This is a genomic window from Marinoscillum sp. (assembly GCF_040222955.1).
Classification (GTDB): Bacteria; Bacteroidota; Bacteroidia; order Cytophagales; family Cyclobacteriaceae; genus Marinoscillum.
In genome coordinates, this window is sequence record NZ_JAVKCA010000007.1 from 818,785 (window position 1) to 834,033 (window position 15,249).

Annotated in this window: 16 protein-coding genes and 1 tRNA gene; 6 read left to right on the forward strand and 11 right to left on the reverse strand. The window is 44.6% G+C overall.

Features of this window, described 5'->3' with window-relative positions; genetic code table 11:
- Positions 1-12: 12 nt before the first annotated feature.
- From RIH33_RS05475 to RIH33_RS05490, 4 genes are read right to left on the reverse strand one after another with little or no spacing between them, the layout of a single operon-like run.
- On the reverse strand, positions 13-321 hold the full coding sequence (locus RIH33_RS05475) for a GNAT family N-acetyltransferase (RefSeq protein ID WP_406650759.1): 309 nt from the start codon (positions 319-321) through the stop codon (positions 13-15).
- Complete coding sequence (locus RIH33_RS05480; protein WP_406650758.1) at positions 311-589, reverse strand: GNAT family N-acetyltransferase; 279 nt, start codon at positions 587-589, stop codon at positions 311-313. The genes RIH33_RS05475 and RIH33_RS05480 overlap by 11 nt, the downstream gene beginning before the upstream one ends.
- Positions 589-1,227, reverse strand: coding sequence for a pyridoxamine 5'-phosphate oxidase family protein (locus tag RIH33_RS05485; protein WP_406650757.1), 639 nt, complete (start codon positions 1,225-1,227; stop codon positions 589-591). The genes RIH33_RS05480 and RIH33_RS05485 overlap by 1 nt, the downstream gene beginning before the upstream one ends.
- Before the next feature lie 14 nt (positions 1,228-1,241).
- A complete protein-coding gene (locus tag RIH33_RS05490; protein ID WP_406650756.1) occupies positions 1,242-2,147 on the reverse strand; it encodes a phosphatase domain-containing protein in 906 nt (301 codons plus the stop codon).
- 28 nt (positions 2,148-2,175) lie between these two features.
- Between RIH33_RS05490 and RIH33_RS05495 the strand changes: the two genes are divergently transcribed.
- A complete protein-coding gene (locus RIH33_RS05495; protein ID WP_406650755.1) occupies positions 2,176-3,054 on the forward strand; it encodes a diacylglycerol/lipid kinase family protein in 879 nt (292 codons plus the stop codon).
- On the opposite strand, the gene RIH33_RS05500 is transcribed toward RIH33_RS05495, so the two are convergent.
- The 4 genes from RIH33_RS05500 to RIH33_RS05515 all read right to left on the reverse strand — a co-directional run bounded on the left by RIH33_RS05500 (position 3,045) and on the right by RIH33_RS05515 (position 6,756).
- Positions 3,045-3,635 carry a hypothetical protein gene (locus RIH33_RS05500; protein ID WP_406650754.1) on the reverse strand — a complete coding sequence of 197 codons (591 nt, stop codon included), beginning with the start codon at positions 3,633-3,635 and terminating at the stop codon, positions 3,045-3,047. The two genes, RIH33_RS05495 and RIH33_RS05500, sit on opposite strands and share 10 nt — an antisense overlap.
- A 70-nt stretch (positions 3,636-3,705) precedes the next feature.
- Positions 3,706-6,099 (reverse strand): TonB-dependent receptor, encoded by a 2,394-nt coding sequence (locus tag RIH33_RS05505; protein WP_406650753.1) that lies wholly within the window; start codon positions 6,097-6,099, stop codon positions 3,706-3,708.
- Between the two features lies 1 nt (position 6,100).
- A complete protein-coding gene (locus RIH33_RS05510) occupies positions 6,101-6,517 on the reverse strand; it encodes a Fur family transcriptional regulator (RefSeq protein WP_406650752.1) in 417 nt (138 codons plus the stop codon).
- A 47-nt stretch (positions 6,518-6,564) separates the two neighbouring features.
- Positions 6,565-6,756, reverse strand: coding sequence for a hypothetical protein (locus RIH33_RS05515; RefSeq protein ID WP_406650751.1), 192 nt, complete (start codon positions 6,754-6,756; stop codon positions 6,565-6,567).
- Between the two features lie 228 nt (positions 6,757-6,984).
- Between RIH33_RS05515 and RIH33_RS05520 the strand changes: the two genes are divergently transcribed.
- Positions 6,985-7,058 (forward strand) — tRNA-Pro (locus RIH33_RS05520).
- A gap of 70 nt (positions 7,059-7,128) precedes the next feature.
- Here the strand turns inward: RIH33_RS05520 and RIH33_RS05525 are convergent.
- Entirely contained in the window at positions 7,129-7,854 is a 726-nt protein-coding gene (locus tag RIH33_RS05525; RefSeq protein ID WP_406650750.1) for a hypothetical protein, read from the reverse strand.
- The gene (locus RIH33_RS05530) at positions 7,844-8,977 is read right to left on the reverse strand and encodes an acyloxyacyl hydrolase (protein WP_406650749.1); all 1,134 of its coding nucleotides are present in this window, start codon (positions 8,975-8,977) and stop codon (positions 7,844-7,846) included. Before RIH33_RS05530 ends, RIH33_RS05525 begins: the two co-directional genes overlap by 11 nt.
- 250 nt (positions 8,978-9,227) lie before the next feature.
- Between RIH33_RS05530 and RIH33_RS05535 the strand changes: the two genes are divergently transcribed.
- Positions 9,228-9,848, forward strand: a complete 621-nt coding sequence (locus RIH33_RS05535; RefSeq protein ID WP_406650748.1) for a hypothetical protein — start codon at positions 9,228-9,230, stop codon at positions 9,846-9,848.
- On the opposite strand, the gene RIH33_RS05540 is transcribed toward RIH33_RS05535, so the two are convergent.
- The gene (locus RIH33_RS05540; RefSeq protein WP_406650747.1) at positions 9,845-11,479 is read right to left on the reverse strand and encodes a hypothetical protein; all 1,635 of its coding nucleotides are present in this window, start codon (positions 11,477-11,479) and stop codon (positions 9,845-9,847) included. The genes RIH33_RS05535 and RIH33_RS05540 overlap by 4 nt on opposite strands.
- 109 nt (positions 11,480-11,588) lie before the next feature.
- Between RIH33_RS05540 and RIH33_RS05545 the strand changes: the two genes are divergently transcribed.
- The 3 genes from RIH33_RS05545 (at position 11,589) to RIH33_RS05555 (ending at position 15,238) form a co-directional block, all read left to right on the forward strand.
- On the forward strand, positions 11,589-12,455 hold the full coding sequence (locus tag RIH33_RS05545) for a hypothetical protein (RefSeq protein WP_406650746.1): 867 nt from the start codon (positions 11,589-11,591) through the stop codon (positions 12,453-12,455).
- A 33-nt stretch (positions 12,456-12,488) separates the two neighbouring features.
- A complete protein-coding gene (locus RIH33_RS05550; RefSeq protein ID WP_406650745.1) occupies positions 12,489-13,508 on the forward strand; it encodes a glycosyltransferase in 1,020 nt (339 codons plus the stop codon).
- Between the two features lie 77 nt (positions 13,509-13,585).
- On the forward strand, positions 13,586-15,238 hold the full coding sequence (locus RIH33_RS05555) for a cyclic peptide export ABC transporter (RefSeq protein ID WP_406650744.1): 1,653 nt from the start codon (positions 13,586-13,588) through the stop codon (positions 15,236-15,238).
- The last annotated feature ends 11 nt before the right edge of the window (positions 15,239-15,249 follow it).

Here is a 15,249-nt window from a genome sequence, read left to right on the forward strand (position 1 = left end):
AGATAACCACTATCAAACAAAATTGTTCCTACTCGCCTCATCAATGACCCCATGATATGATGGATTTCTTTTTAAAAAGGCCACCACCAGGGGACACAGGGGAACGACCTTCAGGTGGTTTTGCACCGCAAAATCCAACGCCTCTTTCACCAATTGCTGCCCTACACCTTCATTCTGAATGGCTTCCGGAACCTCCGTGTGAACCAAATAAATTCTCTCAGAACCCTTGTTGTGCTTATACAGAAGCAGCGCAGTGTGACCCTTGTGCCTGAGTTCAAACTGGCTCTTTTCTCCATTCTGATACATCGGTTCAAAGGACATCTTTCCAATCGGATTTCTTGTTGAAAACAGACCTGGCAAATGGGCATAGGGGTATAATAGAAATGCCTTTCTCCCTGGCAAAGGTAACAGCTCGCTCTACCAGTCGGAGGCCAACACCCATCCCCCGCAACTTATCAGATACTTCTGTATGATCAATGATGATGCGGTCGTTGCCAGCCCACGAGTAGGTCATTTCCGCCAGGCGCTGGTCCTCTTGCTCTACATAAAAACTACCTTTATGGCCTGTCTCTTCCTGTTTTACTTCCATTACAATGTGTTCGCGGTTATGAGTTGATTCAGATAGTGCGGTGTTTCCAGATGACTAATCCCCTGATCTACCTCGGGAGTTCCATATTCCATCCGAACGGGTACAATCCCGGACCAGACGTTACTTTTTGAGGTATCCACTCCCACACCCCCGGTTCGGGTTTTGGCGAGGGACTTATTCGTAGATAGGGCCAGCACTGTGGTAACACTCAGCTCCTCCGGGGTAGGTTGAGGAAGGTCCTGCATCCTTCCGGGGATGTACTTATCCGTATAAGCACTCAACACCCGTGCTTTTTGCACCACATCCCGTACCTCCCTCACACCGGAGTAGAGAACGACAGAACGGTAATTGACAGAATGATTGAAAGCCGTGGGGGCCAAAACCAACGCATCACATAACATTATCGAAAGCGACACCTCAGGTGACTCAAGTAGTCTGGAAATAAAATGGCTCTTCACCGATCCATGAATGTACACTTCATCCTCCAACCTGCAAAATCCTGTGGGGATCTGGTGGGCCACGTGATCATCCGCATAGGCCACGGTACAAAACCTGGCTTCATCCAAAATCTGGTTAATCAGCTCTCTGTCTTCCGAAGTGCGATTGGGATACCTGGAAGTCCTTAAAGATTCTTTCATAAGTTAATTTCAAATTATTCGCTAAAAAACACCATATCCACACCTGATTTTCTCAGCGTGCTGGCCATTTGTATCACTTTGCTTCTACGGGATTTTCGCACATCGCGGATGTAAATTTTACAAATTCGATCCGGATTTGAAAACGCAACCGCCTGGTATATGTCCGGATCTTGCTGACCACTATCACCAATAAGTGTAAATCCAGCCTCCGGATACACCTTCATCAGGGTATCTATTTTCGACTTTTTATGTGAGTGAGAACCACCACCACTGCGAAAAAGATCCAGAATTCCACTCTTGATATCCTGAAGTAAAAATACCCCCCCTGGCAATTGCTTATCAGCCACAAAGCTTTCCAGAAAGTCATAGAGGTTCCATTCACTGCTACTCACGTAAAAAAACAGAAGGCCTGCTTTACTCTCACTTAGTGAATCATAAAAATCCTTTACCCCATCAAACGCACGGCGGCTTTGGTGATTCTTGGTCAGCAGCAGGTAGAGCTTCCGGGCCAGGCTGGTGGAGTGAGAAACCAAAATGGTATCATCAATATCGGAAACCACCACCTCCGAGGGCCTCTTCACCTCTAGTTTCAGGTACTCACTTTCTGTAGGGAAAGCAGCGAGCGCTACGGTCATCTCCAAAGTATTCACACCACTTGGCGTAGGCCATTCAAATTGAAAAAAGCCTTTTCTATCGGTGATCACTTCCAGAGTCTCTCCACCATATTTAAGAAAAACTTTCTCGCCGGCCAATGGTTTTACTTGATACCGACGATACATCTCCAGGGCATTCTTGAACGGGTTTTTCGTTGGCCGATCGCGTTGACGAGACGGGCTTCTCAAAACATGCCCCACCACGATAGTGAGATGGTCACTTGCAAAACTTTGGTAAACTTTTAAGAAGGGGACTGAACTGCGCATGAAGAATCAATTACTCTAAACATGAAAGATGAAAAAGCACCTTTTTGTTATCAATCCTGTCTCCGGATCAGGCAATGCAGATGAATTACTTCGGGAAATAGCCGAGCATTTCTCGACACCCCACACGCCATTCCAAATACTTCAAACCACCGGAAGTAACGACATGGCTACGATCAAAGGTGTACTGGATTCCTATGGTCCGGATATAGTGGTAGTGGCCGGAGGTGATGGTACCATTAACATGGTGGCGCCATTACTCCTCTCCACGGGCATACCACTTGGCATTATTCCATCAGGATCAGCCAACGGACTGGCGAGAGAGTTTGGTATCTCCATGAACAATGCCCTGCAAAACATCCTGCATCAACACACCAGTCTATTGGATGTGGTATTAATCAACGACAGGTACTTCATGCTGCATATGGCAGATCTGGGGCTCAATGCCTCTCTGGTCAGGCGCTATGAAGAAGAAAACCGAAGCGGTTTTATGGGGTATGCCATTAGCGCATTGCAGGAGCTCCCTACGCTTGATCGTCATTTTGAGGTAACAATTACCTCTGAAAACAGTGAAAAACACTTTGAAACAAACTTTCTGGTGATTGCCAATACCAGAATGTACGGCACGGGGTATGAAATAAACCCGACAGGTCAATTTAATGATCATCAAGCAGAGCTCTGCGTGATGAAGCCGCTTTCAGCAGAGCTCATAATCAACAACCTCTTCCTTCAAAACCAGCCTGATAAGAACTCTGATCTTTTTGAGATTCATTCCTATCAGGAAGTGAAGATCAAAGCAAACACACCGGTTGATTTCCAGTCGGATGGAGAATACATTGGTGAGCTTACAGACCTTCACATCCGGGTGCTACCCGACCAGCTCAAGATCATCAGGCCTGATCAATCCTGAATGTTTAGTGTCCAGGTAATGTCAACATCAGATTCGCCATCTGTGGACTCCGAGGTAGTTGACTTTATTCCGGGCTGATGCTTCAGCATCACTCGAAACGTACCTGACCCTGCCTCTCCGGTAATCCATGCGGTAATTAAACCAACCGGAAGGTTATTAACATCCTTGTCCAGGTAATTGACCACATCTGCTCGGCTATCTACGTTACCATTTCCCGCCGGGCTATTAAAAATCCCCTCTGAGAAGCCAAAAAAGAACAAATGCTCATCCCCCTCAGCTTCTACCTCCTCGGTAATATCTTCATTGCTGATGGTATTTTCCAGCTTAATGAACAACTCATATTCTGTCCCCTTGGCCAACACAACAGGTCCTGAAGGGGCGATATCTTCCGGTCCGTCTCCGTCCGGATCCAGCGCCGTGACCACCACGGGAGCTCCCTCCGCCGGAGAAAAAATGAGTTGTACTTTGGTAATAATTTCTTCTTCATTCTCAGCATCCGGCACATCCTTGTCAGAGCATCCGGTTGTCAATATGACGGGAATAAGAAAGGCACAGGCAATGAACCAATTGTTTTTAAACATAGCTTTTTCGATTAATTTACTTAGGCAATAATATTGCGCATTTCGGATAAATGCAACTTTATTGCATAAATTAAATTCGATACCTGAGAGACAATTGGACATTTCTGCCTGTCTGGTCAGCGAAGTACCGAAGCCTGTCGGTATACACCCTGTATCGCCTGTTCAGTAAGTTGGTGACACGTACACTCCACTCCCATTTTCCCACAGCTGCGCTCCAGGAAAGGTTGGCCAGGAAATAACCATCAGGGGCTGCCATGAAATCAAACATTTCGTTATTCCGGGCGAAAAGGTCCTGGCCCTCAGATTCGGCCTCCAATATTTCCCGCACAGTAATTACCCTCGGTTCCTGAAAATACCTGAAAACATAAGCCAACCCCAAAGTCACTCTAGAACTGGAAAGAAAATCAGACTTCCTATGATAATCCAATCCTGCATCAACCCTGGCAGGGGGAATATTGATAAACGTTTCCTGCTCCTTCAAATTCATGGCCCAAACATAACTGGCCTTAGTTTCTAACTTCCAATACTGAGTCAGCTCCAGTCGATAAGCGGCATCTAATCCCCAAAACAGCGCATCTCCCTGGTCGTAGATAAAATACGGAAAGGCGCCCCGTACCGTATTGGTGATGCCGGCCGGTCGGGTATATATATAGTTTCGGATCATATTGGCATAGGCGGTGAGCTCCCAGTGATTCCCATCCCCTTCTCCTTCCAGGGTATTGATCCACTTAATGCCTACTTCGGGATTCACATACTTATCCTCTTCAGACAATACCCCACTGACGGATATCTGCCCCTCTTCATCATAGGCATATCGCCACAGACCATACTCTATCGAGGCCTGGTGCTTTCCGAATATGTACAATTCTGAAACATTCGGTGGCCTCCAGGCCAGACCAAGGTTCGACCTGAAACTTAGGCGGTCTTTAAAGACCTGTTTCAAGCCAGCGGAACCTGTCAGCTGCGAGTACGTCAGCTCATTGGAGTAAATTTCATTACTGGGTGCCCGCCCGCGCACCGAATTATATTGAAAATCATACCTGAGTCCCAACTCATAAGTGGTGTTGCCGGCCAGCAAACGTTCCACTGCAAAAAATCCTGCCCGCAAAACATTGTAATTAGGCACAAAAGGGACGGTATTGGTGCCCGGAACATTGTTGTTATCCTGATAAAGCCATTGCAAACCCATGTTTCCATTCACTCTGCCAAGGTCAGGGTGGTTCCAGTCTACATCAAACGTTTGAGTAGCCAATTTCAGATCTACAGATGGGATCTCGTTATTGGTACCCTTGCGTACGTCATATTCCTGACGGTGATTGAGCTGATAAGCATATTGGAAAGAAATATCCTGATTGTCCCAGACATAGATCCCTTTGAGTTTCATCAAATCGTGCGTCACCTCCTGCCTTGGGTTATTGAGGTCGTATGAAAACGGACCGGTGCCCGGAGGAATCTCGCTCTCCATGGCATTGGCCAAATCCTCGAGGCTTCCATTGACTGACCCCCTGAGAATTCCCAGGTTCTGGTAGAAGTGGCTATAATAGCCCTCCAGATCAAAGCTATGTCTGTGATATCGCAATGACGATGTGTAGCTGTATTCCTGCTTACCCGTATTTGTCAATACATAATCAGGAGATTGCAGGTCGCCCTGTCCCACCATGGCTCCACTCACACCCACTACCAGGTTATCACTTCCGTAACTCAGTTGTAGATCTGCTTCTCCTGAGCTGCCATTACTCTTGGCGACCACTCCCGCCGTACCTTCCAAACCCGCACCCAGTTCCAGTTTGGGGGGATTGATAAGGATCACACCACCCAGCGCATCGGGGCCATATCGCACAGTTGCCGCCCCCTTCACTACCTCCACCGAACCTGCCAGTGAAGGGTCAATCTCCGGGGCATGTTCTATGCCCCAGTTCTGAAACTCGTGCCGTACCCCATTGTTAACAATCAGTACCCGGTTGCTGTGCAAGCCGTGTATGATCGGTTTCACCACATTTTGTCCGGTACTCATGGTGCTGATTCCTGTGATTCGCCCGGCCAACTCCCCCAAAGATTCTGACTGAGCGGCGCTGAACGCTTCATTAGAAAGCTTATCAATGCTTATGGTTTGTAAGCTCGACTGGTTATATACCCCCTCCACCACCACACTTTCAAGCAAGTGATCGTCTGATGCCAGCAAAATGGTGGGGTGGTCATGATAACTATCGTGATGGTGCCTGGCTTCCTTATACCCTATATGGGAGACCACCAGCGTGAATTCCTTCTGGCATAAGCCCTCAATCTTGAATATACCCTGGGCATCTGTAATGGCGCCTTTGCTTCGCTCCTCCTCCACGATGACAGTCACGTATGGAATAGGCTCACGGGTATCCAGGTCCAGTACCAGACCCTGTATCTCATTTGCACATATGTCTTGAGCCCAGGAAGACAGATGAATCCCAAAAGCGAGAATAATTAACAACTTAAGCCTCACCGCAGGACTTGCATATGCCGTTCAAAATGAGATTTGCCTCCTGTATCTGGTAGCCTGGCAGGTCTATGACGGGCAAATGCTCCTCCACACACTCGATTTTCCCGCACTCATTACACTTGAAATGCATGTGATTGTGATGATGGTGGTCGGAGCTACAGGTATCATAGCACACCCCGAAAGTGGCAAAACCACTGTCATCAGGAATTTTGTGTAAAACTCCGTTTTCCGTAAAGGAATTCAGTGTACGGTAAAGCGTTACCCGATCGTAAGTTGAAAATTTCTCTTCCAGATCCTTGAAGGAAAGGGCCTTCTTATGCGTAAGAAAGTGCTCCAGAACGTCCATCCTCGAGTCTGTGACCCGGAGTTTGTGATTTTTTAGAATTTGCTTGAGTTCACTATATTTCATTCTATTGCAAAAGTAAGTCTTATGCAATAGTGTTGCAAATTTTTAAATCAATAGTCATGGGCTTTGACAAACGATCGCTGGTACTTTTTTGACTGTTTCCCCTTTTTCTTGTCCAAATCTCTCGAATGCTGGAGATCCGTCCATGAATAGTTTTTGGCATTTGTGGCCGTGCAGGAACTAAGTGATGCCAAAATAGTCAGGCAAATGACTGCAATAAGTATACGTGTGAAAAATGACATAGCTGGTTTATTTATATAATAATAACAAGATTTTTTATACCTTTTTTAATACATCTCATCTCTAAAAAGTAACCTCACAAATAGAAAAAGGTATAGCCTCGTGGCTTTCCCGAATTAAAGAACATTTTTTTCAGGCATCCCTTTTAATGGAGGTAAAAAATTCTATATTTGCATCCTGATTTTGAGCAGGGAAGCAATTTCTAGTCAAGAAATCAGAGCAAAATAGTTCGGGGCGTAGCACAGTCCGGTAGTGTACCTGGTTTGGGACCAGGGGGTCGCAGGTTCGAATCCTGCCGCCCCGACGAACAAAAGCCCGCTGACGTAAAGTCAGCGGGCTTTTTGTTTATACGCGTGATTCTGCTGTTGAAAACATCACCAAAAGGCAGCGCAGTTGATGTGAAGATTTAACTGAATGCTTTGATACGCCGGAGACACGGTAACTACGTCCCCATCAAATTTCATAAATTCACGCTTTGGAAAATCCCCGGCCCAGGATACCGACAACCCGAGCTGTGAATTAAGTGTTTTAATCAACCCCAGACTAAACCTCCCGTTAATCCCAAAATCTTCCTCAATACGAAACTCGGGAGATAACTCGCTGGCACTGACCCATGCCTTGTCATTTTGTTTGGTGCTGAATGAAGGGAAAGCCGAGAAAGAAAGCTGAAAACCGGAACCAACATCCGCCCGAATAACCACAGGAAATTGAAGTCTGAGGAGATTCTGATTCACATCACGGATTTCTCCAGACGCTATATCCCACTCACCTTTATCGGTGTTCCAGAAGAAACGACCCCTTAAAAAAATATACTTACCTCCGGTTTGCTGCACTTCCACCCCGGCCAGGAACGTAAACACACCGTGCCCCAGCGCTCTACCCACTAACACTCCCAGGCTCTTCGAGCTGACACCCGCACCTTCTGATAGGATGTAAGTCCTGTTCTCTGCCCCTTTGATAAAGGTCTCCTCTATCTCCGACCAGCCCATGCCAGCTCCACCTGAAAGCTCCACAGAAAAACCAGAATTCTGAGCCCATGCTCCAGTAAAGACAGTGATCATGAAATAAACCAAAACAGTCAGCACTCCTTTATTTATCATACCAAATCAATCTATAGCCAAGGTTTAGCTCCACGTATTCAGATTCGGAAAATTTGACCGATCGAATTCCAATTCCAAAAATAAAATCCTGTATATGATACTTGACTCCCACGTGCTGATAAAATCTGATCACGCTTTGGATCTTTTCCTGATCGATAATCCTGTAGCCAGGTTGGATTAATATGGAGAAATCATGCATCACCCACTCCAATGAACCAAATATGCCCACTTGAATTTTTTCGCTCTGGGGGACTTCCAATTTCTTCCAGCTACCATTCTGAAGTTGCTCCAGTCTGGCATTGGCTGATCCATTACTCATCAGATCAATTCCCCCACCCCATTTTATTAAGTAGCCAGATTGACGCTGAAAAGCGACTGATAAGTTGTAAAAACGATAATTCTTACTAACAAAAGCCCCCTTTTCATCCAGCTCAAAGTAGCCAAAAGTTTGTTGCCTTACACCAGTTCCAAAAGTAAAATACAATTCATTGCGTTTGTCAAATTCCAGAATTTCCCCCATTGTACGGGTGGCCAAACTTTGATAGTCCTGAAAATGATACCGCACACCCAATGAACCTGTAAACAGATTGACTCCTCTGTTGGGCGCTGACCGGTGGCCATTGGAGAAATGCGAAGATCCCAGCTCAAAATTCAGCGTGGTACTGCGGAGCAGGTTGTATTCCAGCAAAATACCTGAGTTGATGTATAAGTTTCGTGACGATCCAATAAAATTATTCTCTCGATTTAGGAGAGGGTGTTCCGGGTTCCAATTGAGAGATAGCCCCAAGCCAAACCTGTACTTGATGGAAAACTTTTCGTTTCGAACAAATGGCGCATCCAGAAAGGAATACAAAGCGAATGGGCTGCCGAGCTTCCTGTTTTTCGGAAACCTGAAGGAACTATATCCAAAACCAAAGGCCGGATAATGTAATAACTGATTTTCAGCATTGGCCTTTCTTGTCTGCCAGCCAAGCTCACCTTTGAACCCTACACACGAATGAAATGTGGTGCTTTGATGTCTACCAAATGTCAGAAAAAAACCAGGACTTGATTGACTATATACCTTACCCGCAAAACAGAGTATAAAAAAAGCCAAGAATAAGTGCACCTTCCTAGAATTCATCTCTCAGTTGATAGAACCTCAAACAAGCAAATCTATTGAACTGACGGGTATTTGTGAGCCTTTACACACAAAGAAATCTAAAAGAGCAGGCACATGATGATCGGAGATAAAGCGACGAACACAAAACAAACAGGAGAGATGATCTTATGATCCCTTCCTTCTTGAGAGAACTAATATTTAGCCCAAAAAACTGCCCATCTTCGATTCATTTCCGTTAACTTAAACCAACGCCAATCAAACCCTTTTCACAATGTCAGGTAAGGTTTTTCAATACGTCGGTACACTTATTTTTCTTCTGAGTGTCTTGTTTGTAGCAGGGCTTTTCACACAGACCAACCCGGATCACCCTTCATTGAATGAGACATCCGCGGAACCAGACCTCTATCTCAGCAATGTACGCCACTATGCTAAAGAAGAGCTGGCAGAACGGAGCCTTTACCACCTCGATAAAGCCATTGAATCGATCAAAAAAATCGAAACGGATATAGATGTGAACAGCCAACAAAAAGTAGATGAAGCCATCGTTCACCTGGAAATGATCTACGAAGAAATTGCCAGAGACTCCCTGGTTTCGTCAGATCTCAACAAGGCTTTTGAATTTGCTCTGAATGCCCTCACACTTGCTGAACTTCGCATTTCAGAACGCTATGCTGAAAGTAACCGTCCTGATCAGGCTAAGGTAGCGCTCAAATATGCACAAATGCATCTGAAGAGTGCCTCTCAGTATTCCGACCTTCCCAACATGGATCTGGAGCGGCACATTTATTACGAAATTGATTCCTTGATTCTTTCAGAATCCATGGCCTCCGTGCTTGTAGCTGAAAAAATTGATCATTTCATCTCTGAAATGGACAGCCTGATACGGGATTAATATTTGAGATTAAAGCATTCTTTGCAAGTGGCCTTATAACCAAAAAGAAATGGCCTTCCTCCACGTACTGCCAAAGGTATTTCCCTGGGGTACAGCTCAAATTTGATATTCTTTTTCTGTATATGGTCATCCAGGCTGGAGCCCAATGCCAGAACAGTTAAAGACTCATGGGTTTCATACCACACTTTCGTCAGTATTTTCGCAAGCATACCACAGGTGAGCACCACCACTGCTCCCTCGGGGAATTCCATGTTTTTATATTTATCGTATTCCAAATAAGAATTACGAAAGGGCACCTCGATTACCCTGGCTGGATCTAAAGTAACCCCAATGTGGGCAAAAAAGGATAGGTCCTGGTACTCATTGGTAAAGAAGTATACTTCCCGGCCTTTGAGAGCTTCCAGTAGTCGTGGCATTAAGGCCAAATTGTGATGAATAGCCATGGCCTGTACTTTGTACTCATAATCTCCGACTATTTTGTCTGCAAGTTTCCTCAGCCGCCGATGATGCACAGAACATGGCACACCCACAAAATATCCTTCTTTCTGAAAACGCATAGCTTCATATAACCTTCGCGCCAGGTCAGGATCATACTGCTGCTGCTTCCGACCATACCACTCATTGTGGTGGTTTTCTTTGAGGTAGTCCCTGATAAATGAAAGCTCACCATCATTATAATGCGCGAAACTCAAGGGCTTTCGTTCCTCCAGCCGCTTAACGATTCGCTCTGTGGCCTCCGTCACTTGGCTGGCCCTGTTCACCCTAAAGCGAAACAATTCACTGAACCTGTGGGTCCATTTGTTTTTCTTATTGACCTGAAAGAACAGCTTCCGTGTCTCCCTTCCTATCTCATTTTTGATAGAAGCATCCAGAGAACCCACCGAGTCGGATTGTGGCTCGGTAATCAAAAATGCGGGCCTTTTTTTGGTGATTACCTGATAGTAAGAGCCATTGTCAGTTAGCACATTCAGCGGGTGCTGCAAAGCAACCTCCAGGTTATGGTCTTTCAGCACCCTCCTCTCCTGATTTTGATACAAAAGCTCATACATCCAGCCCCGTGTCAGTTTTGGCTTGGACGAGCGCTGAGTGACTGCAAAAAACTCTTGCTCATGATCCAAAACCAAGTCCTCATCTAGGGTAAAACACCCATTATAAGAGTCTGCATAGAATCGATTCATGATCACATTCAAAGAAGTCTCATCAGGATACCTGCCTGCTGCACTTTGCAAAAGGTTGGCGAGACCTTTCGAAGGCCCACAGAAAGCAGAGGTATCGATAAAATTATATCGTTTATAGGGCCTTGGGTAGTGCTTCCAATAGAAGTAATAGAGGTTCGGGTTGTCAAACCGGAGGTGTGAAGAAGCGGGAAAAAGCACACTATTTTTTGATACCTGATCAAGCTTTGCTGCAAAATTGGCACTTAAGAAAACCCGAGTAGTATCCCACAAAACGAGGACATTTGAATCAAGGCCTATTAACTCTCTGATAAGGGTAGGGAGTTTTTCATGCTTTTCTAACACCGAATCTACCCACCTGAAGTCAAAGCCTTTGTCCACAAACTGTGCCTCAAGTTGCTGATTTGCGCCTTCACGGCTTTTAAAACCAATTATTACCAATTTATCTTCTGCCATACCGGAACCAATCATCTGTAACAAAGCTAGTATGAAAGCAATAACTAAGAACCAGATTCTTTCATTCAGGAGCCTTTTTCATGATCTTTGAAAAAACAAAAGTCAATACATGAGCAAAGTCACTGAGATCATTAGGTATGTCAAATTAATCCTGTTTCCCGGGCTTTTCATTCCTAAAAAGAAAAAAGAAGGTGAGGATCATGGTATAGTTTTCTCATTCACCACACTACCCAGTCGCATCCAAAACATCAAACCGACAGTGGCATCGCTATTTGATCAAAAAGTGCGGCCAGACAAGGTTATTCTGAATATCCCTAGATTTTCCAAACGTGAACAACGGGTTTATAAAATCCCACACTTTCTTAAAACGTGTCCCTACATTCAGATCAATGAGATTGAACATGACCTGGGGCCGGCCACCAAACTGCTGCCTACATTGAAACTGCTAAAAGATACAGAAACGCTAATCGTCGTAGGTGATGATGATGAAATCTATCCCCGTAAACTCTTTGACAACTATTTAAACCACCAATTCGGCTTCAAGGACTCCGTAATGGCCCTCGTCGGGTGGAATGCTCCACGGGATTTTAACCATTCTCACAAAGAGATCCGATATGGAGCTATCGGAAGCATTCCGAAGACCGCTTCCAAAGTTGAAGAACCGACTCAGGTAGATTGTGTTCAGGGGGCCTCTACATTTGCCGTGAAGTCAGTCTTTTTTACCGAAAATGTCTTCTCATATGATAAAGCACCCAAAGAGGCATTTTTTGTAGATGACATCTGGGTGAGTGGTCACCTGGCTCAAAACAATATTCCTATTTATGTAATCCCGGCCACGTTTCGATATGCCAGAATGAAAGTGCCTTCACACCTTTTGTTTAGTGAGACCCTCCACCGAAAAGAAAACAAATCGGGCGATAATAACTCGACCATTTACCGGCATTTCCAGGAGGAGTGGTTTTCATTCAAGAGATAGTGCTCCCAAACATTTACTAACATTGCATTTCGCATGAGCAAAAAAGCTACACAGATACCCAATCACTTCCATTTTATTTGGATGGGCCCCAAAGAACCATTCTTTCTGATTGTAGCTATCCAATCTGTTTTGCTACGATGCAAAGGTGCAAAGGTCACACTTTGGGTAGATCAGGATAACAATCCCTCGCCAGAAATTGATACACTGAAAAAAAATAAGCATTTTTCGATTCGTAAAATTGACCTCCGCCACTTTGTAGATCAGATAGAAGATGAAACGGTTAAGAAAGTCATCACCGATAACTTCGACATTGTAGGGGTAAAAAGTAACACGGCTAAAAAACAACCTACAAAACCAGTGGAGCGGTCACGTTCAAACCTCCTTCGATATTTGATTTTGTATCTGCACGGTGGGGTATATTTAGATGCCGACACCATCGTATTAAAAGACCTGAAGCCTCTACTAGATGCCAACTCTGGCTTTATTGGCAAGGAAAATGCCGCCTGGCCCATCGCTAAAAGAGAACAACTGTTTCATCGAATCTTTTGGGGCCCGATTTTAGAAATCGTAAGGTTTATTGCGATTCAATTGCCTTTTGGGTATCGATTAAATCCACTTTATGCTTTCTTAAGCTCAGCATCAGAGAACAATGCTGTCCTTGGATTTACTGCCAAGCACAATTACCTTTTTGAGTGTTTCGACTACATCTCAAAAATGGACAAAAATGAAATTATCAAGTCTTTAAGGCTTGGGCCTTTTCTCCTTCAGCGTGTATCCAGGACATATGTTAAGGGCGACCTAAATACTTATGCCCCGAGGTACTTCTATCCCTACGGCCCGCTGATATCAGAGCATTTTTTCAAAAAGCGCAAAAACGTAAGACCTGTAGCTGAATATATGATCGATGATGACACCTATGTTATTCATTGGGGTGCTTCCTCAAAATTTTTAAACGAATTTGGAAAGCAAGATATATTGAAGAGAGCAACGGAAAGCGTTTTTACCTATCTCGAAAGCGAGGTAATCAAGGCTAATAGTGCAAGTGAAGCATAAAAATGTATTACTACCAATTCACTCTGACTTAAAGCTCAAGTTTTTAACTTTGCCGCTTATTTAGATTTGAAAATCATATGAAGGTCATTCTAATACTGTTTAAGTCCTCACCCTGGAGATTCTTGATCGCCACGCTCGTCAGTTTCATTTCCGGATCTGCTCTTGCCGCTGTGATTTACATTCTCAATCAGGCCATCAAAACCCAGATGGCCGAACCCGAAGTGCTCATTGCTCAATTTTTATCTGTCCTGGTGGTCTATGTGGTTACCGGAATACTTGGAGCATACCTGATCACCCTCCTAGGGCAGACGGCTATTCAGAATATGAGACTCACCCTAAGTAATAAAATTTTAGAGGCTTCCTTTCATAAACTAGAATATGAGACCAAGCGCCTGTTTACTATCCTGACAGATGATATCAATACCATTTCAGTAGTGATAGTGAAACTTCCTTCTATGCTCACTGCATTCACCACAGTCTTAGGTTGCTTTTCCTATATGCTGTTTATCTCCTGGCAGCTCTTTGGACTCTTTTTGATGATATTCCTACTAACATTCCTTTTGTACAGACTACCACTAAACGCGTATGGTGTCAGAATGCGGCAAAATAGGAACTTTCAGAACGAACTGTTTGGACATTTTGAGGGCCTGATTTACGGTTTGAAGGAACTGACCATGAACAAAAAGTTTCGAAACCTCTATACCAACCAGATAATACGCCCCATCACAGAGGCTCAGAAAGACCACCAGGTAAAAGGCAAAACGACCATAGAAGTATTCTCCCGGTGGGGTGAAGTGATATTATTCCTCGGGATAGGTGGAATTCTCATTCTGATTAGAGAAACAGGACTCACCACATACGAAGTAATGGTTAGTTTTCTCACAGTAACCATTTTCATCATTGCTCCCCTCACCAGACTCACCCGCGTCATTCCAGAATTCCAACGCCTGAACATTGCCATGGAGCAAATAGAAGGAATAGGGTTGGATTTAGACAATAACACACTTAAAGGCATTCTTTCCCCAAAATCCTTTGAACGGGTGGCTACAAAACCAATCATATCACTACAGAATGCCAGCTATAGCTACTACCAGCAGGATGAAGACAAAGTCTTCAAACTTGGGCCGGTCAACCTCGATATACAGCAGGGACAAATCACTTTTCTAATTGGTGGCAACGGAAGTGGTAAAAGTACCCTTGCTAAGGTTTTATGTGGACTTTACCCTCCGGAATCGGGTGTGGTGCAGCACTTTGGGAATACGGTCGATGAAGCCAACGTGGAGGACTTTCGCGATCAGTTCAGTGTGGTGTTTTCAGATTTTTATCTATTTGAGAGTGTGATTCATATTTCACAAGAAGTGATAGACAGCAAAGCTCAGGAATATCTGAAATTACTGGAACTGGACAAAAAGGTGAAAATAGTAGACCAGAAACTCACTACCACGAATCTTTCTACTGGTCAGCGGAAGCGTTTGGGTCTTTTGATATCCTACCTGGAAGACAAGCCTATCTACCTTTTTGATGAGTGGGCTGCCGGACTTGATCCACATTATAAAAAGATCTTTTATAAGAAACTATTGCCAGAACTCAAGGCCAGAGGTAAAACTGTTTTCGCCATCACCCACGACGAATCTTATTTTGATTGCGCGGATGAAGTGTTGATGCTCAAAGAAGGGCAACTGCTGGAGTCACATTTATTGCACGATCAGCTTATTGAGTTTTTCAATTGATCAGCTTAGGG

Excerpts from the sequence above, each read along its gene's own strand:
- RIH33_RS05475 (WP_406650759.1), bottom strand. The coding sequence starts at position 321 with ATGTCCTTTGAACCGATGTATCAGAATGGAGAAAAGAGCCAGTTTGAA.
- RIH33_RS05480 (WP_406650758.1), bottom strand. The coding sequence starts at position 589 with ATGGAAGTAAAACAGGAAGAGACAGGCCATAAAGGTAGTTTTTATGTA.
- RIH33_RS05485 (WP_406650757.1), bottom strand. The coding sequence starts at position 1,227 with ATGAAAGAATCTTTAAGGACTTCCAGGTATCCCAATCGCACTTCGGAA.
- RIH33_RS05490 (WP_406650756.1), bottom strand. The coding sequence starts at position 2,147 with ATGCGCAGTTCAGTCCCCTTCTTAAAAGTTTACCAAAGTTTTGCAAGT.
- RIH33_RS05495 (WP_406650755.1), top strand. The coding sequence starts at position 2,176 with ATGAAAAAGCACCTTTTTGTTATCAATCCTGTCTCCGGATCAGGCAAT.
- RIH33_RS05500 (WP_406650754.1), bottom strand. The coding sequence starts at position 3,635 with ATGTTTAAAAACAATTGGTTCATTGCCTGTGCCTTTCTTATTCCCGTC.
- RIH33_RS05510 (WP_406650752.1), bottom strand. The coding sequence starts at position 6,517 with ATGAAATATAGTGAACTCAAGCAAATTCTAAAAAATCACAAACTCCGG.
- RIH33_RS05515 (WP_406650751.1), bottom strand. The coding sequence starts at position 6,756 with ATGTCATTTTTCACACGTATACTTATTGCAGTCATTTGCCTGACTATT.
- RIH33_RS05525 (WP_406650750.1), bottom strand. The coding sequence starts at position 7,854 with ATGATAAATAAAGGAGTGCTGACTGTTTTGGTTTATTTCATGATCACT.
- RIH33_RS05530 (WP_406650749.1), bottom strand. The coding sequence starts at position 8,977 with ATGAATTCTAGGAAGGTGCACTTATTCTTGGCTTTTTTTATACTCTGT.
- RIH33_RS05535 (WP_406650748.1), top strand. The coding sequence starts at position 9,228 with ATGTCAGGTAAGGTTTTTCAATACGTCGGTACACTTATTTTTCTTCTG.
- RIH33_RS05540 (WP_406650747.1), bottom strand. The coding sequence starts at position 11,479 with ATGGCAGAAGATAAATTGGTAATAATTGGTTTTAAAAGCCGTGAAGGC.
- RIH33_RS05545 (WP_406650746.1), top strand. The coding sequence starts at position 11,589 with ATGAGCAAAGTCACTGAGATCATTAGGTATGTCAAATTAATCCTGTTT.
- RIH33_RS05550 (WP_406650745.1), top strand. The coding sequence starts at position 12,489 with ATGAGCAAAAAAGCTACACAGATACCCAATCACTTCCATTTTATTTGG.
- RIH33_RS05555 (WP_406650744.1), top strand. The coding sequence starts at position 13,586 with ATGAAGGTCATTCTAATACTGTTTAAGTCCTCACCCTGGAGATTCTTG.